Source organism: Bradyrhizobium sp. WYCCWR 13022 (assembly GCF_030435535.1).
Taxonomy (GTDB): domain Bacteria; phylum Pseudomonadota; class Alphaproteobacteria; order Rhizobiales; family Xanthobacteraceae; genus Bradyrhizobium.
Map to the genome: position 1 here is coordinate 148,178 of NZ_JAUIZJ010000048.1, position 26,318 is coordinate 174,495.

The window sequence follows — 26,318 nt, forward strand, 5'->3', positions numbered from 1 at the left end:
TCTCTTCCCCATCAGGTGCCACCGCTTCAACGGCGCCGGCCGAAGTGTCCGCCCAGCGGACGACCCTAAGTCTCGACCGGAATGGCCGCAGCCGTCTCCTGAAGCTGGCTGACGAACTGCGCCATGGCTTCCTCGATCCCCAGCGCCGAGCGGATCCAGATGATGGAGATACAGCCGTAGACCGCGCCATTGCGCACGATGGGAACGGCAATCGACGCCGTCTTCGGATTGTATTCGCCCTCGCTGCGGGTCGCGTAGCCGCGTGCTTGAGTCTCGGCGATCATCTGGTCGAGGCGGGTCCGCTCGAGGAAGGGGCGGTCGTCAGCTTCGTCGATGCGGCGCAGATGGCTGACGATGAGATCGCGTTCGCGCACGGGGCAGGCGGCGAGATAGGCCCGGCCCGCGGAGGTCCGCAGCATCGGCAAGCGCTTGCCGATCATGCCGCGGTCGATCGACAGCGGGCTGCGCGAATGCGTGGTCTCCTGCACCACCATCGCCGCGTTCTCGTAAGTGGAGAGATCGACCGGCCAGACCAGCGTCTTGCTCAGCTCGGCGAGAAAAGGCGCGGCCGCCTGGCAGATCACCACGCCGGGGTCGTAGCCGTCGCCGAGGCTCAGGGCGAGCCGGGTGACGCGAAAGCGGTCGTCGCTGGCGCTGCGGGCGACATAGCCGAGTTCCTCCAGCGTTTCGAGCAGGCGATAGACGGTGGGGCGGGGCAGGTCGAGCGCGCGGGCGACGTCGCCGGCGCGGATGCCGCCGGAGCGGTTGACCTCCTGCAGCACGTCCAGCCCGCGCTTGAAGGCGCGCACGCCCTCCGACTGCCGCGGCTGGCCGTTCCGCGTCCGCTCCTTGGACACTTCGTATTTCCTCCCTTGTGGCCGACGGCTTCGCGATTATCGTCTTTGCGAACGCGAAGCGATTGCGGGACGCCACCGTAGGATTGCGCGCGGCCTGTATCAAGCTCGCCGCAATGCGGCGAAGGCGATGCCCTCGGGAGGAATTCGATGGAAATCACCGCGCTCGGCTATATCGGCATCAATTCGTCGCAGCTCGACCAGTGGGGCCAAATGGCGACCGGGCTGCTCGGCATGCAGCAGGTCGATCGCGGCGGCAGGATGCGGGCATTTCGCATGGACGATCGCAAGCAGCGCCTGATCGTCGACGGCAGCAGCGATGCCGGCCTTGCGGTCATGGGCTGGGAAGTTCCGTCTGCCGCCGAGCTGGACCGGCTCGCGGCGCGACTGGAAGGCCATGGCGTCAAGGTGACGCGCGGCTCGCGCGCACTCGCCGACGAGCGGCACGTGGCCGAGCTGATCACGTTCGCGGATCCCGCCGGAAACCGGCTGGAAGCGTTCTGCGCGCCTGAGCTTGCGAGCGAACCCTTCAGACCCGGTCGGCCGATCTCGGGCTTTCGCACCGGCGCGCTGGGCATGGGGCACGTCGTGCTCAATGTCGAGGACGTCGAGCCGCTGGTGCCGTTCTATCGCGACGTGCTCGGCTTCCACGTCTCCGATTTCGGGCTGAAGCCTTACGGGCTCTATTTCTTCCACGTCAACGGCCGGCACCATTCCTTCGCAATGGTCGGCTCGGGCCGCAAGGCGCTGCATCATTTCATGGTCGAGCTCGGCAGCCTCGACGATGTCGGCCAGGGTTACGATCTCGCCCAGCTCGAAGATGGCCGTGTCGTCTATACGCTGGGTCGCCACACCAACGACCACATGACCTCGTTCTACGTGAATACGCCCTCGGGCTTCTTCATCGAATATGGCTGGGGCGGACGGATCATCGATCCCGAGACCTGGCAGCCGCACGAGACGTTTGATGGCCCGTCACTATGGGGTCACGAGCGTCTCTACATGCCCGACGAGCAGCGCAAGCGCCTGCGCGAGATGCGGCTGGATGCTGCGGCCCGCGGCGTCCGCGTCGCCGATCCGCGCGTGCCGCCACTGAACTGCGCGTGGCTGGACTCGGTGGTCGCGCGCGAATGATCCGCGGCCACGCGGCAATGATCTGACACTCAGGGAAGGACAATATGCTCAGGACTCTCCTGCGGGCAGGCTTCGTGCTGCTCGCGTTCAGCACGGCTGCGTCGGCCGAACCGATCAAGGTCACGCTGCTCGGCACCGGCGTGCCGACACCGCGGCCGACGAGTTTCAGCGCCTCGACGCTGGTGGAGGCGGGGAGCGAAAAGCTGCTGTTCGATCTCGGCCGCGGCTCGACCATGCAGCTCTACAAGCTGAAGATTCCGCTCGGCGCGATCACCGCCAGCTTCCTCACGCATCTGCATTCCGACCACATCGTCGGCCTTCCTGATATGTGGCTCACAGGTTGGCTCGCCACGCCCTGGGCCTCGCGCAAGGGGCCGATGAAGCTGTTCGGGCCCAAGGGCACCGTGGCGATGACGGAGAACCTGACCAAAGCCTTCGCCGACGACATCCGCATTCGTATCGACGACGAGCATCTCGATCCCAAGGCGGTCGAGTTTGCCGCAAAGGATGTCGAGCCGGGACTTGTCTACGACAACAACGGCGTCAAGGTCACCGCGATCGAGGTCAATCACGGTGAGAAGATCAAGCCGGCGTTCGGCTATGTGATCGAGTATGGTGGGCACAAGGTCGTGCTGTCGGGCGACACGAAGTATGACGAGCGGATCGCCAAGGCAGCAGCGGGTGCCGATTTGCTGATCCACGAAGTCGCGGTGATCGAGCCGGAGCTGCTGGTCAGGAATCCTGTTTACAAGGACATCCAGGCGCACCACACCTCGCCCGAGGAGGCCGGCCGCATCTTTGCCTCAGCCAGGCCGAAGCTCGCGGTCTATTCCCACATCGTGTTCGGCACGGTGAAGCCCGGACCCGATATTCCGGAGGAGCCGCTGATCGAGCGCACGCGCACCGCCTACAACGGACCGTTGCTGGTCGGTCGCGACATGATGTCGTTCAGGATCGGCGACAACGTCGAGGCGTCCGCGCCTGATGGCACGAAGCTCGTGCCGTAACGCGGGCGCTCAAGCGTCGCCGAGATCGAGCTGCGTCAGGATTCCCTGTCGCAGCGCCAGCCGGACCAGCTCGATGTCGGAGCCGACGCCGAGCTTGTCCTTGATCAGCGAATGCAAATTCGCGACCGTCTTCGGGCTGACATGCAGCGTCTCGGCGATCTCCTCCGTCGTGTTCTCGGCGAGCAACAGCCGCAGCACCTCGAACTCGCGCGGCGTGAGCACGTCGGCGGCGGAGCTCTCGCCGCTGATCCGGCTGAGCGCCAGTTCGTGGTCGATATCAGGGCTTATCGCGATCTTGCCGGCGAGCACATCCATCACCGCGCGCACCAGTGTCTCCGGAGGACTGGTCTTGGTGACGTAACCTCGTGCGCCGGCGCGGATGGCCTGGACGGCAAAGCCGGCATTGTCGTGCATGGTGAAGACGAGGATCTTTGCCGCCTTGTCCCATTGCCGGATGCGCCTGACGGCCTCGACGCCGCCGATGCCGGGCATGCTGAGATCCATGATGACGAGATCTGGTGCCTCGGACTTGAAGAGGCGATAGGCCTCCGCGCCGTCGCCGGCTTCGGCGATGACGCGCAGGCCCGGCTGCTTCTGCAACACGGAGCGATAGCCTTCGCGGACAACCGAGTGGTCGTCGACCAGTAAGATGGTCGCGGTCATGCCGCGTGCTCCAGCGCCTGCGGACCCGCGGCGACAAGGGGAATGACGACGCGCAGTGCGGAGCCGCCGTTGGCGCCGGCCTCAAAACTCAGATGGCCGCGCAGGGCTGCGACGCGTTCGCGCATGCCGAGCAGGCCCATGCCGGCTTTTGCGGCGGGATCGGTCGAGCGGCCGTCGTCATCGACGGCGAGCGCGATTTCGGCCGCACACATCGACAGTTCGAGGTTCACCTTGGTGGCGCCGGCATGCTTGGCCGCGTTGGTGAGCGCCTCCTGCACGATGCGGTAGAGGTTGGCACTGATCGTGGCCGGCAGCGTCCCGAACGAGCCGTCGAAACGGATCGAGAAGCGCGTCTCACCGCGGCTGCGGCCGTTCCACCCGGCAACGAGGCCTTCGAGGCTGGCGACGAGGCCGAGCTCCTCGACATCAGGCGGGCGGAGCCGGAACAGCGCGCCGCGCAGCGTCTCCATCATGCCGGTCGCGGTCCGCGCGATCCCGTCGCATTCGCCGAGCAGGGAAGGGCAGTCCTGCGCGGCGGTCTGGCGGGCGGAGGCGGCGAGCGCGCGGATCGCGGCCAGCGACTGGCCGAATTCGTCATGGAGCTCGCGGGCGAGATGGCGGCGCTCCTCGTCCTGGAGCGCGATCAGTTTTCGGGTCAGCTCGGCGCGCTCGGCGAGTGCCGTGTCGAGGCTTTCGGCGAGATGATTGAAGACGTCGCGCACCGCGGAGAGCTCGGCGAGATCGAATGGCGGCAACCGCGCGGTGAGGTCATTGGCGGCAATCCGCTCCAGGCCGGCGCGGATCATCCGGGTCGGGCGCAGGGCGCGGGCCAGCGCGGCGTAGACCAGGACGCACAGCAGCGGCAGCGCGATAGCCAGCGCCAGCATCAGGCGGCCGGCCTCGTGCCAGGCCTCCGCCATCCGCACAGCCGGATCGACCGAGACTACGGCCTCACCCAGCTTTGTCCCGCGCAGGATCACCGGCCGCGCCGCCTCACGGCCGGGGTCGAACAGGCCATGATAGAACGCCGTGAAGATCTGCGGCGGCGGGTCATCCGCGACAGGCGCGCCGCTACAGAAGCGCTGCAGCATCTCGCCGCTGACGCCACGGAAGGCCAGGCACAGGCCGGGCGTCATCACATAAGCCGAGACGGGGTCGAGGTTGGGAAAGTCCGACCGGGGGTTCGCGGTCCAGAGCACCTTGCCCTGTTGAAGCTCCAGCGTCTTTGCAACGATGGCGGCGATGCCGTCGATGCGCGCATGGGCTGCGCGGTCGGCCGTGATGAGAAAATAGGCTGATATAGCGGTGAAGCAGGCGGCCGAGACGGCAGCCACGCGCAAGGTCAGACGGACCTTGAGATCGAATCTCGGGCGGTTCCACATCAGCGGGCACCTGGGGCGAACGGTATGTCGCCTGCGCATTAAAGGGCAGAACGCTGCCTGCGCAAAGCGGCACTCTTACCGCGCTGCAACGTCGTGAAATTTTCCCGGGACCAGCCGGGAGCGCCACGGCTGCGGTGCGTAATGCGTCCGCCTAGTTTGCGGCCTTTCCGTCATGCGAGGCCCGCGATGCACCGTACCCGCTCGTTGCTGTCTTTCCTTGTTCTTCTTGCGGCCGGGCTGAATGGCCGGGCCGTCGCCGCCGAGACCACCATTGCGCTCGACGATTTCAGCTACACTGACACCTCGGCCGAGCCTGTTGACCAGAGCGCCGCTCATGAGCGGCGGCTGCAGGCGTTCATGGTCGCGCTCCGGCGAGACATCGCCGCCGACCCGCGCTACCGGCTTGCGCCGTCGGTGCAAGAGGGGGCGGCGTTCAAGGTGATCGGCGGCATCCAGAAGACCAGCACGCTGGTGCAATGGGCCAAGGTCGCGGTGATCGACGTTGGCGCCAGGAAGGTCGTGATGGACAAGCTCTATACGTTCCGAGGCGACAACGACGAGTCCTGGGAGCGCGCGGAGGTCTTCGTCTCCCGCGAGGTCATCGCGGCGTTGGCGCAGCCCTAAAAGGTCAGCTGCACCTTCATCGACTGCGAGCGGTCGGTAGCCAATTCAAAAGCCGCGACCGCGTTCTCGAACGGCATCGTCGCCGTGATCAGCGGCTTCACGTCGATCAGGCCTTCGCCCATCAGCCGCACCGCCAGCTCGAATTCGGGGTCGAAGCGGAAGGTGCCGCGGAGCTGCAATTCCTTGGCGACGATCGAGTTGATCGGCAGCGTCATCTCGCCGCCGAGGCCGAGTTGCACCATCGTCGCGCCGGGGCGGAGCACGTCGAGCGCGGTACGCAGCGCGGCCTGATTGCCGGAGGCTTCGAACAGCGTGTCGAACGCGCCCTTGCCGGCGCGCCAGGGATCGAGCGCGGCGGCATTGGTCGCGACATTGATGGCGTGCGTGGCGCCGAGCTTCCTGGCGACTGCGAGCGGGGCGTCGGCGACGTCAGTGACAACGATCTCGGACGCACCACCGAAGCGCGAGACCAAAATCATGAGAGCGCCGATCGGGCCGCAACCGGTGATCAGCACGCGCTTGCCGAGCAGGGGCCCCGCCTGCTTGCCGGCGTGCAGGCACACCGCGAGCGGCTCGGCGACCGCGGCCTCCGCCAGCGACAGCTTGTCGGAGATCGGCACCGCCTGCGTGGCATCGACCGTCATGAACTCGCGAAAACCGCCCTGCACATGGGGAAAGCGCATCGCGCTGCCGAGGAAGCGCATGTCGAGGCATTGGTTGCGCATGCCTTCCTGGCAATGCAGGCATTGGCCGCACGGTTTGCTCGGATTGACGGCGACGCGGGTCCCGGCCTTTACGCTGGTAACGCCATCACCCACGGCCGCGACCACGCCGGCGATCTCATGCCCCAGCGCCATCGGTTGCTGGATGCGCACCACGCCGAAGCCGCCATGATGGTAGTAGTGCAGGTCCGAGCCGCAGATACCGCCATTGGCGATCTTGACGCGGACCTCGCCCGGGCCGGGCTCCGTGTCGGGGTAGTTGTCGATCCGGAGGTCTTTCGGGGCGTGGATGACGACGGCGCGCATGGGCTTGTTCCCTCGTGTTCGCGATTACATCGCGGCGATCATGCCGCCATCGACATAGATGATCTGGCCGTTGACATAGGTGGAAGCATCCGAGGCGAGGAAGATTGCCGCACCCACCAGCTCGTCAGGCTTGCCCCAGCGCTTGGAGGGGATGCGGCCCATCAGCCAGTTGTTGAAGTCGGTGTTGTTGACCAGCGCCTCGTTCATGTCGGTCAGCATGTAGCCGGGACCGATCGCGTTGGCCTGGATGCCGTGCTGGGCCCATTCCACCGCCATCGAGCGGGTCAGGTTCTTGATGCCGCCCTTGGCGGCGGTGTAGGGCGCGATGGTGGGGCGCGCCAGCTCGCTGCCGAGCGAGCCGATATTGATGATCTTGCCGTGCTTGCGCGGGATCATCCGCTTGGCAGCTTCCCGGCCGATCACGAAGGCGCTGGTGAGGTTGGTCTCGATCACCTTGCGCCATTCGTCGGTGGTGAATTCCACCAGCGGCTTGCGGTGCTGGATGCCGGCATTGTTGACGACGATGTCGACGGCGATGCCCTTCTTGTCGAAATCGTTGAAGGCTGCGACGATCGCGGGCTCGTCGGTGACGTTGAAGGCGGCGCCTTCGGCCTGATGGCCGGCGGCGCGAAACTCGGCGACGGCCTGCTCGACGCGCTTGGGATCGACACCGTTGACGATGATCCTGGCGCCGGCCTTGGCCATGCCTTCGGCGATGGCGCGGCCGAGCCCACGCGAGGAGCCGGTCACGAGGGCGGTGCGGCCGGAAAGGTCGAAGAGGGCAGTGCTCATCTCAAAAAATCCTCAAGCGTTGGAGCGGCGCACGATCAGATCAGAGCGCTCGAATACGGCGGGCAGAAGGTCGACGCCAAGGCCGGGGCCTTCCATCGGGAAGACGTAGCCGTCCTTGATGGTGGGCATCGTGGTGACGAGCTCATTGTACCAGCCCTTGTAGAAGGCGCGCACCGATTCCTGGATCAGGGTGTTCGGCTGGCTGAACGACATGTGGATGGCGGCGATGAAGCCGATCGGGCCGATGCAGTCATGCGGCGCGAAGGGGCGGTGGTAGGTTTCTGCCATCGCCGCGATCTTGCGGCCCTCGGTGAGGCCGCCGGTCCAGCACAGATCGGCCATCACCACGTGCATGGCGTCGCGGTCGAGCATGTCCTTGTAGGGGAAGCGCGAGCCCAGCGTTTCGCTGGCGCAGACCCAGACGTCGGTCGAGCGGGCATATTCGGCCAGCGCCTGCGGCGAGTTCATGCGGATCGGGTCTTCGTACCAGGTCGGCTTGTACGGCTCGAGCGCGCGCGCGATCTGCTTGGCGGTTGGCAGATTCCAGAGCGAATGGAGTTCGACCATGATCTCCATCTTGTCGCCGACGGCCTTCCTGATCTTCTCGAACGGCTCGATCGCCTGCTTCATCTGGGCGGCGGTGATGTAGAGACCCTTGTTCTCCTGCGCGGCCGGATCGAACGGCCAGATCTTCATCGCCGAGATGCCGCTTTCCAGCAGGCTTTCGGCGAGCGCATCCGCGCGGTTCATGAAGCCGTCGAGGTCCTCATAGGGACCCTTGTTGGCCCCGAGATTCCAATTTGCGACCGGGCTGATATTGGTCGAGCGGACATATTGCGTGCCGGCGCAGGTGTTGTAGATGCGCTGCTTGTCGCGGCAGAGGCCGCCGAGCATCTGGTGCACCGGCTGATTGCAGACCTTGCCGAACAGGTCCCACAGCGCAATGTCGATCGCCGACGCCGCGCGGTATTCGACGCCGGTCGAGGACTGCGCCATCGGCAGGTTCAGCATGTCGCGATGGATCGCTTCGATGTGCAGGGGATTGCGGCCGAGCAGGCGGCCGGCAAAGGTGTCGTGGATCTGCGCTTCGACCGCGCCGGCGCCATAGAAGGTCTCGCCGAGACCGATCACGCCGCTATCCGTGTGAACGCGCACCCAGATGACGTTGGAAAATTCCTCGGTGCGCAGCGTCTCGATCGACGTGATCTTCACGGCAGATGTCCTCCCGTCACAGGCGCCTCGCGCCGGTCTTGTTCATTTTGCACCGCAGCACGTTGCGGGCCGTCGGGGGGAGTCTTACGCCTGCTTGTAATATATCACAACATGTTTTAAGGGTGCCACAAACAAGCGCCGCCTTGCGAACGACAGCGCGGGCGGACGGGAGGCAAACATGGCACGGCGCAAGCGCGCGCTCGAGGTGGTGAGACCAGAGGACGACGGCGAGGGCAGGCCCTCGCGGCGCAACCGTCTCAACTTCTTCGAGCTGGCCTATCAGAAGATCGAGGAGCTGCTCGTTCATTGCGAACTCAAGCCCGGCCAGTTCATGACCATGCTCGAGTTGCAGCAGATCACGGGCTTCGGCCGCACGCCGGTGCATCATGCCGTCAACCGCCTCTCCGCCGACACGCTCATCATCATTCGTCCGCGTCACGGCCTGCATATTGCGCCGATCGATCTGGCGCGCGAGCGCATGCTGCTGGCCTTGCGCCGCGACATGGAGCGATTCGTCATTCGCCTCGCGGCTGATCGCGCCAGCCTCTCGCACCGCAATCAGGCACTGCACATCGAGCGTCTGCTGCGCGAGCGCCGTGCGACTTTGACCCTCGACGAGTTCAACAACATCGACCGCCGCATCGACGCGCTGGTGCTCGAGGCTGCGGGCGAGCCGTTCCTGGTGCACACGCTGCGGCCGCTGCACACGCTGTATCGCCGCATCGGCTACATCCACCACCGCTTCATGCCGGGACAGACCGATTTGTCCGGCACGATCGATCACCATCTCGCCATTCTCTCGGCCGTTGCCGGCCGCCGCGTCGAGGACGCGGTGAAGGCGAGCGATGCCCTGATCGACTTCATGGATTCGATGTTTGCGGGCATGGAGGCGGGGATCGATCCGCGCCTGCTCGATTGCAGCATCGAGCCGCTGCTCGGCACATAGCAGGACTAGGCGCCTAAGAGTTTTGAAGAAGGGACCAAACATGTCGACGATGGCCATGCCACAACCGACCGCGAGCGAAGCCGCGGTCCGCTATCTCATCACCAATTACAGCCCCAAGGGCAACAAGGTCGGCTGGCTGATGATGGCCTCGATCCTGGTCGAGGCCTGGGATCTCTACTCGATCGCCTTCGTCCTGATCTTCATCAAGGAGCAGTACAATCCCGATCCACTGATGCTCGGCCTTGCCGCGGCCGGCACGCAAGGTGGTGCGCTGATCGGCGCGCTGCTCGGCGGCTGGCTGTCGGACAAGATCGGCCGCCGCGTGATGTTCCTGGTCACGATGGTGATGTTCATCGTGCTGGCGCTGGCGCAGGCCTTCGTGCCCAACGTGACCTGGCTCATCGTGATCCGCTTCCTGCTCGGCGTTCCGCTCGGCTCCGACATCTCGACCGGCTACACCTACATCATGGAATCCATGGCCAAGGGTGAGCGCGAGGTCATGGGCAACCGCTGGCAGTTCATGTTCGCCGTTGGCGAAGTGCTGACCATCGGCGTCATCGTGATCTTCCTCCTGCTCGACATCAACCACGAGACGCTGTGGCGCGTGACGCTCGGCCTCGGTGCGCTGCCGGCGCTGATCATCCTGGTGATGCGTCACGACGTGCCGGAAACGGCGGTCTGGCTGGTGCAGAAGGGGCGTTATCGCGAGGCCAAGCAGGTCGCGCGCGAGATGTTCAACGACGATCTCGCCATGCTGCCCGACCAGGACGTGGTGGTGCCGAAGGTCTCGACCCGCGCCTTCCTCGCCGACCTCAAGCAGGACCCGATCCGCTGGCGTGCGACGATCTACGGCTGGATTGCCTGCTTCGTGCAAGCCAGCGAGTTCTCGACCTTCGCGTTCTATCTGCCGGTGCTCTTTGTCATGGTCGGCGTGTCGAGCGTGCTCGGCATCAATCTGGTGACGATGGCGCTGTTCTCCTTCGCCGCCGTGTCGGGCTGGGTCGGTCCGCTGCTGACGCCGAAGATCGGCCACCGCGGCATCTCGATCGCGGGCTTCTCGATCGTGCTGGTCTCGCTGCTGGTCGCGGCTTTCGCGCTCTATACCGACAACAAGATCCTGCTGCCGTTCGCGGCCGCCGCGATGCTGTGGGGCCATTATTGGGACGCGTCGAACTGCATGACGATCCCGACCATGGTCGCCAAGCCGAAGTACCGCGGCACCGCCAGCGGCTTTGCCTACATGTTCGTGAAGCTGCCGTCGTTTCTGGCGATCTTTCTGTTCCCGACGGTATTCGCCGCGATCGGGCAGGCCAATGCCACGCTGATGGTCGCGATCTTCCCGCTGATCGGGTTGTGTGCGGCAATCTTCATCCTGCCGGAAGTGTACGGCTACGAGAACGACTGATCTCGCAAGTTACCTGATCGCGGCAGCCAAGGCCGCGATCAGGGCCGGCGGCGTCACCAGCATGCCGAGCTTGAGGAATGGCCAGGCCCCGACCTCGATTTTCTCCCGCCGCAACGCGACCAGCCAGAGGATGGTAGCGAGCGAGCCTGTCACCGACAGGTTGGGCCCGAGATCGACGCCGATCAGGATGGCGCTGACAACGGGCGCGGGCAGATGATCGCTCGCGGCCACGGAGCCGGCGACGAGGCCGACCGGCAGATTGTTGGCGATGTTGTCGGCGATGGCGGTGGCGATACCGACGCTCCAGGCGGCTTTTGGGGCTGATTGCGCGACAGCCTGATGCAGCAGTGCGCTGAGCTGGCCGATCACGCCGGTCTTGATCAGTGTCTCCACCATCACGAAGAGACCGCCGACCAGCGGCAGCACGCTCCAGGACACGCCCTTCAGCACGGGCAGCGGCGATTGGCGGCTGATCAGCAGCACGATCGCGGCCGTGACCACGCCGCAGATGAAGGTCGGCAGGCCCAGTTGCTTGTCGAGCGCGGAGGCCGTGACCAGCACGACACCGATGGCGACGATACCGACGGCCGTCAGCTTGCCGCCGCGGCCGAGTTTGGGGTGTGGCACGCTACGCGCGATCGATTCTTCCTTCAACGCGCGCTGCTGGGTCAGGCGAAGCACGATATAGGTGAGCACGATCGAGGCCACTGAGGGCAGGGCGAACAGGCGCAGCCATTCGCTGAGCTGCGGCATGCGTGCGCCGAACACGACGAGATTGGCGGGGTTGGAGATCGGCAGCACGAAGCTTGCGGCGTTGGCGATGAAGGCGCAGACGAACAGATAAGGCAGCGGCTTTGCGCCGGCCGCGCGCGTGGCTGCATAGACGGCGGGCGTCAGCACGATCGCGGTGGCGTCATTCGACAGCAACACGGTCACGACCGTGCCGACGATGTAGATCAGCAGGAACAGCCGCTGCGGCGAGCCGGCGGCATATTCCACCGCAAGCGCGGCGAGATAGTCGAACAGGCCTTCGAGCCGGGCCAGTTCGGCGATCAGCATCATGCCGATCAGGAACAGGTAGACGTCGATGCCCTTCTCGGTGCCGAGAAGCGCATCCTGCCACGACAGGAGACCGAGCAGCACGAGCGCGCCGGCGCCGAGCACCGCCCAGATCGCCTCGGGCAGGCGAAAAGGGCGGATGATGACGCAAGCAGTCGCGACGACGATGATGCTCCAGGCCCAGATGGCGTCAGATGGCACGTTCAATCCTTAGGATGGAGTGAGTTCATTCGGCAGCGATAGCGGAAGCCGATCCCGCTGTCTTCCCCCGTGGCCGCGGACCGCCATCGGCGATTTGGCGCGTCTCGGGCAAAGCGAGGAGGCAGATGACGGCGCCGATCACTGCAACCGCGCCAAGCGTGATGAAGGCTGCGCTGTAGCCGGCGCCGACCACGACGAAGCCGGCCAGTGTCGTCGACAGCGCGGCGCCGATGCTTGCGCGATGTTGAAGCGTCCGGTGTTGCGCATGAGATCGGCGACGATGACGGGGAAGATTGCGCCAAAGATGCCGGCGCCGACGCCGTCGAGCAACTGCACGCCGACCAGCCAGAACGGATTGTCCGAGAGCGTGTAGAGCGCGCCCCGAACGGTCAGGATCAACAGTGCCGCGAGGAAGAAGCGTTTGTGGCCCCAGCGGTCGGCTCGCGCGCCGACCAGCATTGCGAACGGGACCATCACGATTTGGGCTGCCACGATGCAGGCCGACATCAGGCTGGTGCCCATGTTCTTGTCCTGGAGGGCCAGCTTCTGCCCGACCAGCGGCAGCATTGCTGCATTGGAGAGGTGGAACAGCGCCGTGCAGATCGCAAAGACGAGCAGGGGGCGGCAGGTCAGGAGAACGCTAAGCCCTGACGGCTGTTCGCTATGCGTATCGGCCTCGTCCAAGCCGCGGGCGAGGTCGTGGTCGATGGCTCGTTCCGGGATCGCAAGGATGCTGATGAGGCTCGCGATCGCCATCGCGCCAAGCAGATAGAACACCACGGTCGGGCCGAACCAGTAGGCGGACACGCCCGCGAGCCCGGCCGCGACGGCGTTGCCGGCGTGATTGAAAGTCTCGTTGCGGCCGATCCTTCGGGTGAAGGCGGCATGACCGAAAATGCCGAGCGAGACGGCCGCGATCGCCGGCGGGAAGATGACGGCGGCCGCCTGTGCGACGCCTTGCGAGATCGCGACCGGCAGGAACGTCGGAAACAACGGCAGCGACAGCGACGCCACCGTCACCATGATGGCGGCGACCGCCATCACCGTCCGCTTCGCACGCGTCGCATCGACCAGCGCGCCGGCCGGCGTCTGCGCGACGATGCCGGCGATGGTTGCGATCGACATCACGAGACCGATGCGCGCCTCGTGCCAGTGCTGCTCCGTGAGGAGATAGACGGCGAGATAGGGGCCGAGCCCGTCGCGGACGTCGGCGAGGAAGAAGTTGGCGGCATCCAGCGCGTGGCCGGCCTGCCTTGCCTGATCGGGGTTTTCGCTCGACATTGGTCTCTCGATCGAGGCAGGGAAGCGCCCCGGCAGAAACCGATCTCACATCAGCTTTGTTCCCGGCTTAGAACTTCACGGCCAGGAGAACGGCGCCCGCACCGATCATGGCGATGCCGACCCAGCCTTGCGCCGTCGGCCGTTCACCGAGAAAGACGAAGGCGAATAGCGCCACCAGCACGACGCTGAGCTTGTCGATCGGTGCCACCAGCGTGGCTGGCCCGAGCTTCAGGGCGCGGAAGTAGCAAAGCCACGAAGCGCCAGTGGCGAGTCCGGACAGCACCAGGAACGACCAGGTCCTCGACGACACCGCCGACGGCACCGCGAACTGCCCCGTGAAGAACAGCAGCACCGAGAAGGCGAGCAGCACCACGATGGTGCGGATGAAGGTGGCGAGGTCGGGATTGATGTTCTCGACACCGACTTTTGCGAAGATCGCGGTCAGCGCGGCAAAGCAGGCGGAGAGCAACGCCCAGGTCTGCCAGGCGGAGAAGAGGGCGGGTTTCATGTGAGATATCTCTTACCTTGCCACCGACAGCTTCTCCGTAATCGCCTTGCGCAAAATGCGCGAGAGCGATTCCACCGAATACGGCTTCTGGATCAATTCAAATCCGCGATGGGCGTTTTCGGCGAGCACGTTGCTGTAGCCCGAGGTGAGGACGACGGGGAGGCCCGGATAGCGCTCGCGGATGATGCCGGCGAGCTCGACGCCGTTCATGCCGGGCATGATGACGTCGGAGAATACCAGATCGACCGCGAACTCGTTCTCGCCGAGGATGGCGAGCGCGGCGTTGGCGTTGGCGACACGGCGGGTGACGTAGCCGAGATCCTCCAACAGCTCGGTCGAGAACTGGCCGACATCGTCATTGTCCTCGACCACGAGCACGCGATAGCCGCGCCCGGTGGTCGCGCCTTCGCTGGTCAGCGACGCCGCTTCCTTCTCGGCGGCCGGGCTTTGTGCCTGCGGCAGATAGATCGTGAACTTTGCGCCCTTGCCAGGCGTACTCGTCACCGCGATGTCGCCCTCGGACTGTTTGGCGAAGCCGAAGGCCTGGCTGAGGCCAAGGCCGGTGCCCTTGCCGACCTCCTTGGTGGTGAAGAACGGCTCGAAGATCGCGTCGATGTTCTCGGGCGCGATGCCGCCGCCGGTGTCGGCGACCGAGATCGCGACGTAGTCGCCGCCGCGCGCCGATTGCGCACGCAGGTTCGGGATGCCCTGAACCTTGCGCACCGAAATAGTAAGGCGGCCTTCGCCGTCCATGGCGTCGCGGGCGTTGATGGCGAGGTTGATCAGCGCGGTCTCGAATTGCGCGATGTCGGCGATGGTGAAGCAGTCGGGGTCGTCGATCTCGACGACGATCTCGATACGGCCGCCGACCAGCGGCCGCACCAGCTGCGCCACGCCCTCGACCTGGCTGCCGACATTGAAGATCTGCGGCTTCAGCGGTTGCCGTCGCGCGAAGGCCAGCAGCTGCGCGGTCAGTTTTGAGGCGCGCTCGACGGTGTCGGAGATGGCGTCGACATAGCGGCGGCGGCGCTCCTCCGGCAGCTCGCGCCGGCGCAGGAAGTCGGTCGCCGAGCGGATGATGGTGAGGAGGTTGTTGAAGTCGTGCGCGACACCGCCGGTGAGCTGGCCGATCGCCTCCATCTTCTGCGACTGCCGCAACGCTTCCTCGCCGCGGCGGCGCTCGGTGATGTCGACGGCCTCGGGCACCGCGCCTGTAATGTTGCCGTGGCGGTCGAGCACCGGGCGCATGCCGAAATCGAAATCGCGCTCGCCAATGGGCAGCCGCAGCCGCATCTCCATCCGCACCGCTTCGCCCCTCAGCACGGTGTCGAAGGCCTCGCGCACGGCGGCGCTCATACCGTGGGTGGCGGTGAACCAGGGCGTTTCCCAGAACGGCTTCCCGATCACGTCCGCCGAGTCCGCCTCGATGCCGTCCAGGGCGGTACGGTTGGCGTAAAGCAGTTCGCCCTTGAGATTGACCAGGCCCTGATACTGGTTGCTGGTCGCCAGGATCGCGCGTAGCCGGGATTCGTTGGACTCCAGCTCGGCGGTGCGCTCGACGATGCGCTCTTCCAGCGTTTCGTTGAGCTTCCGCAGCTCGATCTCGGCCTGCTTGGCAACGGTGACGTCGTGGGCGACACCGATGAAGCCGATGTGCTTGCCGGTCGGATCCCAGCGCGGCTGCGATTCCGAGCGCAGCCAGCGCCATTCGCCCGAGGCGTCCTTGTAGCGCGCCTCCAGCACGAAGGGTTTGAGCGAGGCTTCGCCCTGAACCGATTGCTGCAGGACGCGCGGCAGGTCGTCCGGGTGCAGGACCTTGCGCCAGTCGAAGGCGATGGCCTGCTCGTAGGGCAGGCCGACGAAGTCGACATAGGCCTGGTTGGCGAAGGAGCGTGTGCGGTCGAGCTTCGTCACCCAGATCGGCACCGGCGCGCTGTCGGCGATCAGGCGAAAGCGTTCCTCGCTCTCGCGCAGCGTCTCGCGCGCGAGCGCTTGGTCGGTGACATCGATATGCGCGCCGACCAGGCGGATGGCGCGGCCGTCGGCGTCGCGCTCGATCTTGGCCACGACGCGGATCCAGCGGGTCTGGCCGTCACTCGGGCGGATGATGCGGTATTCGGCGGTGTAGTCCTCGCTGGTGCCGGCCAGCGCATCGAAGAAATGCTTGACGGTGGCGTCGCGGTCGTCGCGGTGAATGCGGCTGACCCAGTCCTCATGCGTCTCGTCGGCGGCCTCGGGCGGCAGCCCATGGATCATCAGATATTCCGGCGAGCGGCGGTTCTTGAAGCCTTCGCGGAAATCGACCTCGAGTCCACCGACCTTGCCGATGCGCTGGATGCGCGCCAGCTCCGCCTCCCGCTCCTGGAGCGCATGATAGGCGTTGTCGCGCTCGCGCGCGATCTCTTCGAGGTGCTGGCGCAGCCTTTCGGCGGCAAGGGTCTCGGGCAAAGGATCGTTCAAGGCGTCGGCCGTTGTGATGCTGGAGCGCACGTGCCGGTCAGATACTCACACAGACACAGCGTGATAGCCATTGCTCAAAAGGGAATTGATCAGGAAACGCCAGCCGCACCGGGCGTGGCTGGCATGAGCGAACGCGGGAGCTGGCTATTTGTTCCTGAAATTGGAACGATGAGCAGTCGGCGCGCGTATCTGCGGGGCGTCATATTTGATACCAGCAAGACACCCTTTCCGAAGAGGCTAAACCTTGAAGCTCTTTGTCTGCCAGGACTGCGGCAACGTTCTCTATTTCGAGAACCGCGCCTGCGAACGCTGCGGCCACCGCGTCGCCTTCCTGCCGGAGAAGGAGACGATGTCGGCGATCGAGCCTGATGGAGCGGGCTGGAGGACGCTCGCGGACAAGGGCGAACGCCGCATGCTCTGCCGCAATGCCGAGTACGACGCCTGCAACTGGCTGACCGATGCTACCGATACCACCGGCTATTGCCGCGCCTGCCGCCACAACGGCATCGTGCCTGACCTCTCTGCCCCCCCGCAACTGGGCGGTTGGCGCGAGCTGGAGGTGGCGAAGCACCGGCTGTTCTATTCCCTGATCCGCTGGAAGCTGCCGCTCCAGACCCGGCAGGAGAATCCCGAGCACGGGCTGATCTTCAACTTCCTCGCCGACGATCCCAACAGCGGGCAGAAAGTCATGACCGGCCATGACAACGGCTTGATCACGATCGCGCTCACCGAGACTGACACCATCGAGCGCGAGCGGCGCAGACTGGAGATGGGCGAGCCTTACCGGACGCCGCTCGGCCATTTTCGCCACGAGGTCGGCCACTATTTCTGGGACGTGCTGGTGCGTGAGGGCCGCAGGCTGGACGAATGCCGCGCGGTTTTCGGCGATGATTCCGTTGACTACGGCGAGGCGCTGCAACGCCACTATGCCGAAGGCGCGCCGCCGGACTGGCAGCAGAACTACGTCTCGGCCTATGCCACCATGCACCCCTGGGAAGATTTCGCGGAGACCTGGGCGCACTACCTCCACATCGTCGACACACTGGAAATGGCCTCGGAGTTCGGCATGGAGGTGCGCCCGAAGGTCGACCGCGACGGGGAGTTGTCGACGCGGATCCGTTTCAACCCCTACGAGGCGCGGGACGTCCAGGCGATCGTCGACGCATGGCTGCCCTTCACCTTCGCGATGAACAGTGTCAATCGCGCCATGGGCCTGCGTGATCTCTATCCGTTCATCCTGTCACCGGCTGTGGTCGCCAAACTGGGCTTCATTCACAGCCTGGTCCGGGACGTGGCCAAGGACCGGATCAAGGACAGGACCAAGGACGGGACCAAGGATAGCGCCAGGGACGGAAAAGCATAGGCCGGCCGGTGGCTCACCGAGCCTGCCGGTCTTGCGTTGGTACGCCAGAGCGGGGCGGATTTAGACCGTTGCCTCCGGCCGATTTTGCTGTACCACCACAGGATACGGCCCCGTCCCACCGGCCCGCCAACGGCGTGGGGTAGGGTCCCGCCCAAGGGACGAAGCTCAAGACAATCATGTTCAAACGCATCCTGATCGCCAATCGCGGCGAAATCGCCTGCCGGGTCATCAAGACGGCCCGCAAGATGGGGATTCAGACGGTCGCCGTCTATTCCGAGGCCGACCGCGACGCCCTCCATGTCGAGATGGCCGACGAAGCCGTCCTGATCGGCCCGCCGGCCGCGGCCGAAAGCTATCTGGTCATCGAGAAGATCGTGGAGGCCTGCCGCAAGACGGGCGCCGAGGCCGTGCACCCCGGCTACGGCTTTCTCTCCGAGCGCGAGGCGTTCCCGCGGGCGCTGGAAGCCGCAGGCATCGTTTTCATCGGTCCGAACCCCGGCGCGATCGCCGCGATGGGCGACAAGATCGAGTCCAAGAAGGCGGCCGCGAACGCCGACGTCTCGACCGTGCCGGGCTTTCTCGGCGTGATTGAAGACGCCAGGCATGCGGTCAGGATCGCCGACGCGATCGGCTACCCCGTGATGATCAAGGCCTCTGCCGGCGGCGGTGGCAAGGGCATGCGCATCGCCTACTCGACCCAGGAGGTCGCGGAGGGATTTGGGCTTGCGAAGGCGGAAGCGAAGGCGTCATTTGGCGACGACCGCGTCTTCATCGAAAAGTTCATCGTCGATCCCCGCCACATCGAGATCCAGGTGCTGGGCGACAAGCACGGCAACGTGATCTATCTCGGCGAGCGTGAATGCTCGATCCAGCGCCGCAACCAGAAGGTCATCGAGGAAGCGCCGTCGCCGCTGCTCGACGAAGCCACCCGCCGCAAGATGGGCGAGCAGGCTGTCGCACTGGCCAAGGCCGTGAACTACGATTCCGCCGGCACCGTCGAATTCGTCGCCGGACAGGACAAGAGCTTCTACTTCCTGGAAATGAACACGCGCCTCCAGGTCGAGCATCCCGTCACCGAGCTGGTCACCGGCATCGATCTCGTCGAGCAGATGATCCGCGTTGCCGCCGGCGAGAAGCTCGCGCTGGCGCAGAAGGACGTCGCGCTGACCGGCTGGGCCGTGGAGTCGCGTCTCTATGCCGAGGACCCGTTCCGCAACTTCCTGCCCTCGATCGGGCGGCTGGTGAAGTACCGCCCGCCGGCGGAAGCGAGCCAGGACGGCATCACCGTGCGCAACGACACCGGCGTGCAGGAAGGCGGCGAGATCTCGATCCATTACGATCCGATGATCGCCAAGCTGGTCACGCACGCGCCGTCGCGCGCGGCTGCGATCGAAGCGCAGGCGACTGCGCTCGACTCGTTCTACGTCGACGGCATCAGGCACAACATCCCGTTCCTGTCGGCGCTGATGCACCATCCGCGCTGGCGCGAGGGCCGGCTCTCGACCGGCTTCATCGCCGAGGAATTCCCCAAGGGCTTTGCGGTGCGCGTGCCCGAAGGCGAAGTCGCGCGCCGCATCGCCGCGGTCGGCGCCGCCATCGATCACGTGTTGGGTGAGCGCAAGCGGCAGATCTCCGGCCAGATGGGCGGGCGTGTCGTGCAGCGCGAACGCCGTCGCGCGGTCTGGCTCGATCGGCAGGAAATCCAGCTCGAGGTCGCGCGTGAAGGAGACGCCATCGCGATCCGTTTCGTCGATGCCGACGGCAAGGCCGGCCATGCGCATCTGCTGAAGTCGCCCTGGAAGCCGGGCGATCCGGTCTGGCAGGGCACCATCGACGGTCACTTCATTGCGGTACAGACGCGCCCGATCGCCAACGGCATTCGTCTGGCGCATCAGGGCGTCGAGGTACCGGTCTATGTCTGGACCGAAGCGGAAGCGGCCTCGGCACGCCTGATGCCGGTGACGACGGCTTCCGACACCGGCAAGAAGCTGCTTTGCCCGATGCCCGGCCTCATCGTCTCGATTGCGGTGATCGAGGGGCAGGAGGTCAAGGCCGGCGAGACGCTTGCGGTGGTCGAAGCCATGAAGATGCAGAACGTGCTGCGCGCCGAGCAGGACGGCACCGTGAAGAAGATCCACGCCAGCGCCGGCGCCACGCTCGCGGTGGATGCGCTGATTTTGGAGTTCGCGTAAGGCGCTCCGGAGGACAATAGGAGACCCTCACCCTGGGGAGCGCGCCCCTTGGCACGCGTCTCGAAGGGCGAGGCCACCAGGCCGTCATCCTTCGAGACGCGCGCGAGAGGGCGCTCCTCGGGATGAGGAATTGAGAGAGGGCACCATGGCCTTTCGTTCCCGCCGCGAAAAACTGCGCCTCATCCTGTCGGGCGAGACTTGCGTCCATCCCGGCTCGGTCTATGACGCGATCTCGATCCGCATCGCGGAGGACCTCGGCTTTCCCCTCGGCATGTTCGGCGGCTCGGTCGCCTCGCTCGCGGTGCTCGGCGACCCCGACGTCACGCTTATCACGCTCACCGAGCTTGCCGAGCAGATGCGGCGGATGTCGCGTGCGGCGGTGCTTCCGGTGCTGGTCGATGCCGATCACGGTTATGGCAATGCGCTCAACGTGCGCCGCACGGTGCAGGAGCTGGAGACGTCGGGCGCCGCCGGCCTCACCATCGAGGACACGCTGCTGCCGGCGGCCTTTGGCGAAGCCAAAGCCCAGCTGATCCCGCTGGAGGAGGGCGTCGGCAAGATGAAGGCCGCTCTGGACGCGCGCGGCGATTCCTCGCTCGTCGTCATGGGCCGCACCGGTGCGGCCTCGATGACCTCGATCGAGGATGCGATCCGCCGTGCCAAGGCCTATGAAGCCGCCGGCGTCGATGCGCTGTTCTTCACCGGCATCAAGTCGCGCGCGGAACTCGAGGCCATCGTGGACGCGACGCGTCTTCCCATCGTGCTCGGCGGCGCGCCGGATGAGCTGAGTGCGATCGACTATCTCGCGAGCCGGCGCGTTCGCATTGCGCTTCAGGGCCACGCACCGATCGCGGCGGCCATGCAGGCCGTCTACGAGGTCCAGAAGGCGTTGCGCGAGGGCACGTTGCCGAAGGCTCTCGAGGGATTGCCGTCAGCCGAGCTGACCAGTCGTGTCATGCGCGACGCCGAGGTCAGGGCGCGCAGCGCTGACCTTCTCGGATTGAAAAAATGAGCCGGGCAATCCTGCAGGTCATGATCCGCGGCCGCGTCCAGGGCGTCGGCTATCGGGCCTGGGTCGAGTACCAGGCGACCGCGAGCGGCCTCGAAGGCTGGGTCCGCAACCGCAGCGACGGCAGCGTCGAGGCGCTGTTCGCCGGATCGCCGAAGCATGTCGCCGACATGGTCGCGCTCTGTCGCCACGGCCCGCCGTCGTCCCGCGTGGACAACGTCACGAGCGAAACGGCGAGCGTGGATGAACTGAGCCTGCGCAGGACAGGGGAGGCGTTTTCGGTGTTGCCGACGGTGTGAGTGCAGCCTCAAAGAAGGTCCTCATGGCCGGGCTTGTCCGGACAAGCCCGGCGATGAGGCCGTGGAGGCGGTAGTATCACCTCGGCAGCTTCGAAATCGCTTCGCTCAGCTCGTGGATCTCATACGGCTTGCGCAGGATCGGGAAGTCGCCGCGGACGCCGGCGGCGGCTTCGCTGTAGCCGCTTGCGAGCAGGATCGGCAGTTCGGGATGGGTCTGGCGCAGATGATGGGCGAGGCCGAGCCCGTCCATCTTGCCGGGCATGACGATGTCGGAGAAGACAAAGTCGACGCCGTTGTTCTCGAGCTCGCGTAGCGCGGATTCCGCATCCGCAACCCGGCGCACGTGATAGCCGAGCTGTTCCAGCAGGCCGATGCTGACGATGGCGACGTCGGGATTGTCCTCGACCAGCAACACCGTGCCGCTGCCGCGCACTGGCAGCGTCTCAGGCGGTTCGCTCAGTGCGGCTGCGGTCGCGCGCGGCAGCAGGATGGTGAAGGTCGTGCCCTTGCCGAGCTCGCTCGAGACCTTGACCGTGCCGCCGGCCTGATGCGCAAAGCCGTGCACCTGTGACAGGCCGAGGCCAGTGCCTTTTCCGACCGGCTTGGTCGTGAAGAACGGCTCGAAAATCTTGTCGACCACGTCGGAGGGGATGCCGAGCCCGGTATCGGCGACGGTGATCGCGACGTATTCGCCGCGATGGAGCGGATCGTCCAGCACGATGTTATGCGCGCCGATGGTGACCGTGCCGCCGTCGGGCATGGCATCGCGCGCGTTGATGACGAGATTGAGCAGTCCAGTCTCGAACTCCGAAATGTCGGCCTTGACCGGCCAGACGTCGCGCCCGATGTCGAAGGCGAGGCGAACCGCGCTGCCGACGCCGGCATGGAGCACCTCGCGGATCGCCTCGATGCGATCGCCGAAACGGATCGCCTGCGGATTGACGCTCTGCCGCCGCGCAAAGCTCAAGAGCTGCCCCGTCAGCGCGGCGCCGCGCTTGGCGGCGGTCTCGATCGCCAGGATCGCACGCTGGAATTTGGAATCGTCAGGGTCACCCTTCTTCAGAATGTGAAGGCTGCCGCTGATGATCATCAGCAGATTGTTGAAGTCGTGCGCGACGCCGCCGGTGAGCTGGCCGAGGGCGTCGAACTTCTGCGACTCCGCAAGCTGCGTCTGCATCGCCTCGAGCTTGATCTGGGTGTTCCGGCGCTCGGTGATGTCGCGGGTGATCTTGGCAAACCCGACCAGCGCCCCGTCCTCGTAGATCGGGTCGATGATGACACTCGCCCAGAAGAAGGTGCCGTCCTTGCGGACGCGCCAACCTTCCTCCTCGTAGCGTCCCTGGTCGCGCGCGATGCCGAGCGCACGGGCAGGCTTGCCGTTGGCCCGGTCGGTCTCGGTATAGAAGCGCGAGAAATGCTGGCCGAGAATCTCGTCTGGCGAATAGCCCTTGATCCGCTCGCCGCCGATGTTCCAGCTCGTGATGATCCCGTTGGGATCGAGCATATAGAGGGCGTAGTCCGCGACTCCCTCAACCAACAGCCGGAAACTCCGTTCGCTTTCGAACAAGTCTCTCTGTTGACTGGACTTTTTCACCATTCCGGACCCCACCTCGACGGGGGCAAACGTTCCAGAGGGCGTTTGGTTCCAGGTTTCTGGAACGTTTTTAGGCAAATCAAGCAAACGGTATGCAGGAGGCGAGGCGGCGTGACGGCGGTCGACGCCTTCGAGGCGATCCTGTGAGATGTCAGATGGCGGCCACGCCCCGGAACGTCGCGGCTACCGCGCGCAGTGCCGCCAGCTTGGCGGGATCGCTGACCTTCGAATGCAGCATCACCTTCGATCTGCCGAGCTTCGGCAGCTTGTGCGTGGAACCGATATCGATCAGCCCCGGAGGCGCGATCCGCCGTGCCAGCGGCGCCACGGCAAGGCCAGCCAGTGCGGCCGCGACGACCGCAGTAACGCCACCACCGACAAAGCGCTCGCGCCAGGCGATGCCGGCCTTGTCGAGCGCGCGCACGGCGATCGCGCGCACCCCGCAGGGTGGGGCGAGCGTCGCAAGCGGCAGTGCTTCGCCCTTCGGCAGCGTGAAGCGTCGGGAGGCGAACCAGCCGAATTCGTCCTCGGTCAGCTTTTCGCCGTCGCGGCGGCTACCTTCCTGGCGAACGATCACCGCGTCCAACCCACCCGCGTCATAGGCATCCTGCATCTCGCGCGAGAAGCCGATGGTGACGGCCAGAGTCAGGTTGGACGACATCGCATGCAGCCGTTCGAGCAGCGGCACCAATTCAGGGCCCGCCGCATGGTCGGAGATGCCGAGCGAGAGTGATTGCGTGGCGGGTGCCTCACCCGACAGCGCACGGTCGTGAGCTGCCATCAGCGCTCGGGCGCGATCGAGGAAGCTCGCGCCCTCGGCGGTGAGCCGAACCGCGCGCGGCGAGCGTTCGACGAGGCGTTTGCCCAGCAGTGTTTCCAGCCGCTGAAGCTTGAGGCTGACCGCCGCCTGCGTCGTGCCGAGCACTTCCGCGGCGCGGGTAAAACTGTGGAGGTCGGCGACCAGCAGGAAGGCCTTGATGGTGGCGATGTCGAGGGTATCTGTCATTATTAATGGTTATCACTGGTATCATCATATATAAGATATCAAAATGATGGCTGAAGGTCTAGCTTCTCACCAACGCCGCGCAGACAGCGCGACATCTTGAGGAGAGAACGACAATGCCCTTGATCACCGTATCCTATACCTCATCCCGCCAGTCGCAGTCGCTGAAGGCGGACATCGCGAGCGCCGTGTCCGAACTGACCGCAAAGATCCTGCGCAAGGATCCTGAGGTGACCGCCATCATCGTGAAGTCGGTGGACGCGGGCGACTGGTTCGCTGGCGGCAAGTCGCTCGCCGAGCAAAAGCTCGCCAGCTACTGGATCGATATCCACGTCACCGAAGGTACCAACACCAAGGATGAGAAGGCAGCCTATCTCGCTGCGATGTTCAAGCGCATGGCCGAGATCCTGGGACCGCTGCATCCCGAAACCTACCTGCATGTCGACGAGGTCAAGGGCGACGCCTACGGCTTTGGCGGCCTGAGCCAGGAGCGGCGCTATATCGCCGGCAAGCTCGAGATGTCGCTGAAGGCGGCGTGAAGCTGGCAAGCTGCGGGTGAGCCATCTCACCCGCAGCCCGTTTGTCAGCTCGCGGCCCGGAACTGGACTTCGGAGTTGTTCAGGAAGCAGGTCTTGTCGAACAGTTTCAGGTCCAGCGGGTTCGGCAACCTGACATCGCCGAGATCAGGGCAGGGCTTGACCGCGGGATCATAGGACCGGTCGATCTGCGAGATGAACACGACGATCAGGCCCTTGTCGCGCGCGAAGGATCTTAGCGCGCGCACCTGGACTGTGAGGTCAGGGTTTTCCCGCCGCTGGTCGAGCAGTTGCAGATAGTCGATCACGACGACCGTGCCGCGCGGCGCTGTGGCCATCTGCTTGACGATGTAATCGGCGCTGATGGCGTCGGAGCAATCGACTTCGAGCAGCTTGTCGAACTGCGCCGGCTCCACGCCGATCGCGCGCAGGCCGTCCAGCACCTCCTTCTCGGTGTATTCGAGCGAGAAGAAAGCGGCGCGATGGCCTGGTTTCATCGCCTCCACGGCAAGCTCAAGACTCATCAATGTCTTGCCCTGACCGGGGCGGGCGCCGATGAGCACGAGGTCGCCGGACCCGAATTGCGGAAACAGCTTGTTCGCGGGCGTCATCGCCGCAGCCTTTGCCGCGAGCATGCTCCAGGCGGAAAAGCCTTCCGTCGCCGCGACGCGGTCGAGCGCGTCGTAGAGCGGGATGCCGCCCTCGCGGGACAAGCGTTTTGCTTTGCGCTTCAGATGATGGATCGGTGCAGAAAGCTTCATCGTCAGAACCTCCTGATGCGAGCAGAAAGCGCAATCCCTCCTTATGCCCGGTGCTCAAACAGTCGGTCCGATGGCTTAGTCGCCCGGCATGGTCTGTACTTTCCCGGTGGAGGGGGGAGGCGTGGGCGGCACCTGATAGAAGCGTAACCGATTCCGCGCTCGCGGAGAATGCGGTCGGCGTGTCTCCAACAGGAATGAGTCAGGCGGCAGCTTCCGGCGCCAACGCTTTGGTCGGCCCGAACAGCTGTTCAAACGACTGCCGGAGCGCGACGTCGACATCCTCAAGCGTCGCGAGTCGGCCGAGATCGACCAGCGAGGTGACGCCGTAGCGGGGATCGGCAACGCCGCAAGGAATGATGCCGGCGAAATGCGACAGCTCCGGCTCGACATTGATGGCGATGCCGTGGAACGAGACCCACCGTTTCAGCCGCACGCCGATCGCCGCGATCTTGTCCTCGTGCTCGGGTCCCTTGTCCGGCCGCTTCACCCAGACGCCGACCCGGTCCTCGCGCCGCTCGCCGCGGACGTTGAAGGCGGCGAGCGTCTTCAGGATCAGTTCCTCCAGGCTTGCAACATAGGCGCGGACGTCAGGCCGGCGGCGCTTCAGGTCGAGCATGATGTAGGCCACCCGCTGGCCGGGGCCGTGATAGGTGAGCTGCCCGCCGCGCCCCGTCGCGAAGGTCGGGAAGCGGGGATCGAGCAGGTCGGCCTCCTTGCCGGACGTCCCGGAGGTGTAGAGCGGGGGGTGTTCGAGCAGCCAGACCAACTCCGCCGCGTCGCCCGCCGCGATCGCGGCGACCCGCGCCTCCATTTCGGCCACCGCCTCCGGATAGGGCACCGGCGCGTCGGAGATTCGCCACTCGACGGGCTCGCCGCCTGAGACGGAAAACGACGTCAAATCGAGCTCTTGGCGGGGGTTTTGCGGTGAATTAACCATTGGCTAACCATAACGTGGTGATCATCGTGGGAGCAAATACCAAGTCCCCAGTTGCGGCGGTCCTGACA

Annotated in this window: 23 protein-coding genes and 1 pseudogene; 10 read left to right on the forward strand and 14 right to left on the reverse strand. The window is 65.3% G+C overall.

All coding sequences use genetic code 11. The features are described 5' to 3' along the window. Window positions 1-65 precede the first annotated feature (65 nt). On the reverse strand, window positions 66-857 hold the full coding sequence (locus QY049_RS37665) for a DNA-binding transcriptional regulator (RefSeq protein ID WP_301270607.1): 792 nt from the start codon (window positions 855-857) through the stop codon (window positions 66-68). A 147-nt stretch (window positions 858-1,004) separates the two neighbouring features. Here QY049_RS37665 and QY049_RS37670 point away from each other — a divergent pair, with 147 nt between their 5' ends. Both QY049_RS37670 and QY049_RS37675 read left to right on the forward strand, forming a co-directional pair. Beyond that, entirely contained in the window at window positions 1,005-1,988 is a 984-nt protein-coding gene (locus QY049_RS37670; protein WP_194482338.1) for a VOC family protein, read from the forward strand. A 44-nt stretch (window positions 1,989-2,032) separates the two neighbouring features. Beyond that, window positions 2,033-2,995 (forward strand): MBL fold metallo-hydrolase, encoded by a 963-nt coding sequence (locus tag QY049_RS37675; RefSeq protein WP_301270608.1) that lies wholly within the window; start codon window positions 2,033-2,035, stop codon window positions 2,993-2,995. A 9-nt stretch (window positions 2,996-3,004) separates the two neighbouring features. Here QY049_RS37675 and QY049_RS37680 read toward each other — a convergent pair whose 3' ends face one another. Together QY049_RS37680 and QY049_RS37685 are read right to left on the reverse strand one after the other, a co-directional pair. Then, the gene (locus QY049_RS37680) at window positions 3,005-3,658 is read right to left on the reverse strand and encodes a response regulator transcription factor (protein ID WP_258766575.1); all 654 of its coding nucleotides are present in this window, start codon (window positions 3,656-3,658) and stop codon (window positions 3,005-3,007) included. After that, complete coding sequence (locus QY049_RS37685; RefSeq protein ID WP_301270609.1) at window positions 3,655-5,040, reverse strand: histidine kinase; 1,386 nt, start codon at window positions 5,038-5,040, stop codon at window positions 3,655-3,657. The genes QY049_RS37680 and QY049_RS37685 overlap by 4 nt, the downstream gene beginning before the upstream one ends. Window positions 5,041-5,226: 186 nt before the next feature. On the opposite strand from QY049_RS37685, the gene QY049_RS37690 reads away from it, so the two are divergent. Further along, a complete protein-coding gene (locus QY049_RS37690) occupies window positions 5,227-5,664 on the forward strand; it encodes a DUF2380 domain-containing protein (RefSeq protein WP_367401210.1) in 438 nt (145 codons plus the stop codon). Here QY049_RS37690 and QY049_RS37695 read toward each other — a convergent pair. The 3 genes from QY049_RS37695 to QY049_RS37705 are packed head-to-tail and all read right to left on the reverse strand — an operon-like array spanning window position 5,661 to window position 8,696. Further along, window positions 5,661-6,692 carry an L-idonate 5-dehydrogenase gene (locus tag QY049_RS37695; protein WP_301270610.1) on the reverse strand — a complete coding sequence of 344 codons (1,032 nt, stop codon included), beginning with the start codon at window positions 6,690-6,692 and terminating at the stop codon, window positions 5,661-5,663. The two genes, QY049_RS37690 and QY049_RS37695, sit on opposite strands and share 4 nt — an antisense overlap. Before the next feature lie 24 nt (window positions 6,693-6,716). Continuing rightward, the gene (locus QY049_RS37700; RefSeq protein WP_301270611.1) at window positions 6,717-7,484 is read right to left on the reverse strand and encodes an SDR family oxidoreductase; all 768 of its coding nucleotides are present in this window, start codon (window positions 7,482-7,484) and stop codon (window positions 6,717-6,719) included. Window positions 7,485-7,496: 12 nt separating this feature from the next. Further along, the gene (locus tag QY049_RS37705) at window positions 7,497-8,696 is read right to left on the reverse strand and encodes a mandelate racemase/muconate lactonizing enzyme family protein (protein WP_194482344.1); all 1,200 of its coding nucleotides are present in this window, start codon (window positions 8,694-8,696) and stop codon (window positions 7,497-7,499) included. A gap of 178 nt (window positions 8,697-8,874) precedes the next feature. Here QY049_RS37705 and QY049_RS37710 point away from each other — a divergent pair, with 178 nt between their 5' ends. Together QY049_RS37710 and QY049_RS37715 are read left to right on the forward strand one after the other, a co-directional pair. Continuing rightward, window positions 8,875-9,642, forward strand: coding sequence for a GntR family transcriptional regulator (locus tag QY049_RS37710; protein ID WP_301270612.1), 768 nt, complete (start codon window positions 8,875-8,877; stop codon window positions 9,640-9,642). A gap of 40 nt (window positions 9,643-9,682) precedes the next feature. Further along, window positions 9,683-11,047 (forward strand): MFS transporter, encoded by a 1,365-nt coding sequence (locus QY049_RS37715; protein ID WP_194482346.1) that lies wholly within the window; start codon window positions 9,683-9,685, stop codon window positions 11,045-11,047. A gap of 9 nt (window positions 11,048-11,056) precedes the next feature. Here QY049_RS37715 and QY049_RS37720 read toward each other — a convergent pair whose 3' ends face one another. The 4 genes and pseudogenes from QY049_RS37720 to QY049_RS37735 all read right to left on the reverse strand — a co-directional run bounded on the left by QY049_RS37720 (window position 11,057) and on the right by QY049_RS37735 (window position 16,586). Next, window positions 11,057-12,307 (reverse strand): arsenic transporter, encoded by a 1,251-nt coding sequence (locus QY049_RS37720; protein ID WP_301270613.1) that lies wholly within the window; start codon window positions 12,305-12,307, stop codon window positions 11,057-11,059. 25 nt (window positions 12,308-12,332) lie between these two features. Next, window positions 12,333-13,588, reverse strand: a pseudogene (locus tag QY049_RS37725) (MFS transporter). A 67-nt stretch (window positions 13,589-13,655) separates the two neighbouring features. Then, complete coding sequence (locus QY049_RS37730) at window positions 13,656-14,096, reverse strand: EamA family transporter (protein WP_301270614.1); 441 nt, start codon at window positions 14,094-14,096, stop codon at window positions 13,656-13,658. Between the two features lie 12 nt (window positions 14,097-14,108). Further along, window positions 14,109-16,586: a PAS domain S-box protein gene (locus QY049_RS37735; RefSeq protein ID WP_194482351.1), complete on the reverse strand. Its 2,478-nt coding sequence runs from the start codon at window positions 16,584-16,586 to the stop codon at window positions 14,109-14,111. A gap of 214 nt (window positions 16,587-16,800) precedes the next feature. On the opposite strand from QY049_RS37735, the gene QY049_RS37740 reads away from it, so the two are divergent. The 4 genes from QY049_RS37740 (at window position 16,801) to QY049_RS37755 (ending at window position 21,419) form a co-directional block, all read left to right on the forward strand. Next, window positions 16,801-17,919 (forward strand): putative zinc-binding metallopeptidase, encoded by a 1,119-nt coding sequence (locus QY049_RS37740; RefSeq protein WP_301270615.1) that lies wholly within the window; start codon window positions 16,801-16,803, stop codon window positions 17,917-17,919. A gap of 176 nt (window positions 17,920-18,095) precedes the next feature. Then, window positions 18,096-20,111 carry an acetyl/propionyl/methylcrotonyl-CoA carboxylase subunit alpha gene (locus QY049_RS37745; protein WP_301270616.1) on the forward strand — a complete coding sequence of 672 codons (2,016 nt, stop codon included), beginning with the start codon at window positions 18,096-18,098 and terminating at the stop codon, window positions 20,109-20,111. Between the two features lie 145 nt (window positions 20,112-20,256). Beyond that, on the forward strand, window positions 20,257-21,123 hold the full coding sequence (locus tag QY049_RS37750; protein ID WP_301270617.1) for an oxaloacetate decarboxylase: 867 nt from the start codon (window positions 20,257-20,259) through the stop codon (window positions 21,121-21,123). Continuing rightward, window positions 21,120-21,419, forward strand: a complete 300-nt coding sequence (locus QY049_RS37755) for an acylphosphatase (protein WP_194482355.1) — start codon at window positions 21,120-21,122, stop codon at window positions 21,417-21,419. Before QY049_RS37750 ends, QY049_RS37755 begins: the two co-directional genes overlap by 4 nt. Before the next feature lie 76 nt (window positions 21,420-21,495). On the opposite strand, the gene QY049_RS37760 is transcribed toward QY049_RS37755, so the two are convergent. Both QY049_RS37760 and QY049_RS37765 read right to left on the reverse strand, forming a co-directional pair. Continuing rightward, complete coding sequence (locus tag QY049_RS37760; protein WP_194482356.1) at window positions 21,496-23,016, reverse strand: PAS domain-containing sensor histidine kinase; 1,521 nt, start codon at window positions 23,014-23,016, stop codon at window positions 21,496-21,498. 148 nt (window positions 23,017-23,164) lie between these two features. Next, window positions 23,165-24,019 (reverse strand): LysR family transcriptional regulator, encoded by an 855-nt coding sequence (locus QY049_RS37765; RefSeq protein WP_301270618.1) that lies wholly within the window; start codon window positions 24,017-24,019, stop codon window positions 23,165-23,167. 113 nt (window positions 24,020-24,132) lie between these two features. Between QY049_RS37765 and QY049_RS37770 the strand changes: the two genes are divergently transcribed. After that, window positions 24,133-24,555, forward strand: a complete 423-nt coding sequence (locus tag QY049_RS37770) for a 4-oxalocrotonate tautomerase family protein (RefSeq protein WP_301270619.1) — start codon at window positions 24,133-24,135, stop codon at window positions 24,553-24,555. A 44-nt stretch (window positions 24,556-24,599) separates the two neighbouring features. On the opposite strand, the gene QY049_RS37775 is transcribed toward QY049_RS37770, so the two are convergent. Next, window positions 24,600-25,313: a DNA helicase gene (locus QY049_RS37775; protein ID WP_301270620.1), complete on the reverse strand. Its 714-nt coding sequence runs from the start codon at window positions 25,311-25,313 to the stop codon at window positions 24,600-24,602. 199 nt (window positions 25,314-25,512) lie between these two features. Next, a complete protein-coding gene (gene lipB / locus QY049_RS37780) occupies window positions 25,513-26,250 on the reverse strand; it encodes a lipoyl(octanoyl) transferase LipB (protein ID WP_301270621.1) in 738 nt (245 codons plus the stop codon). Between the last annotated feature and the right edge of the window lie 68 nt (window positions 26,251-26,318).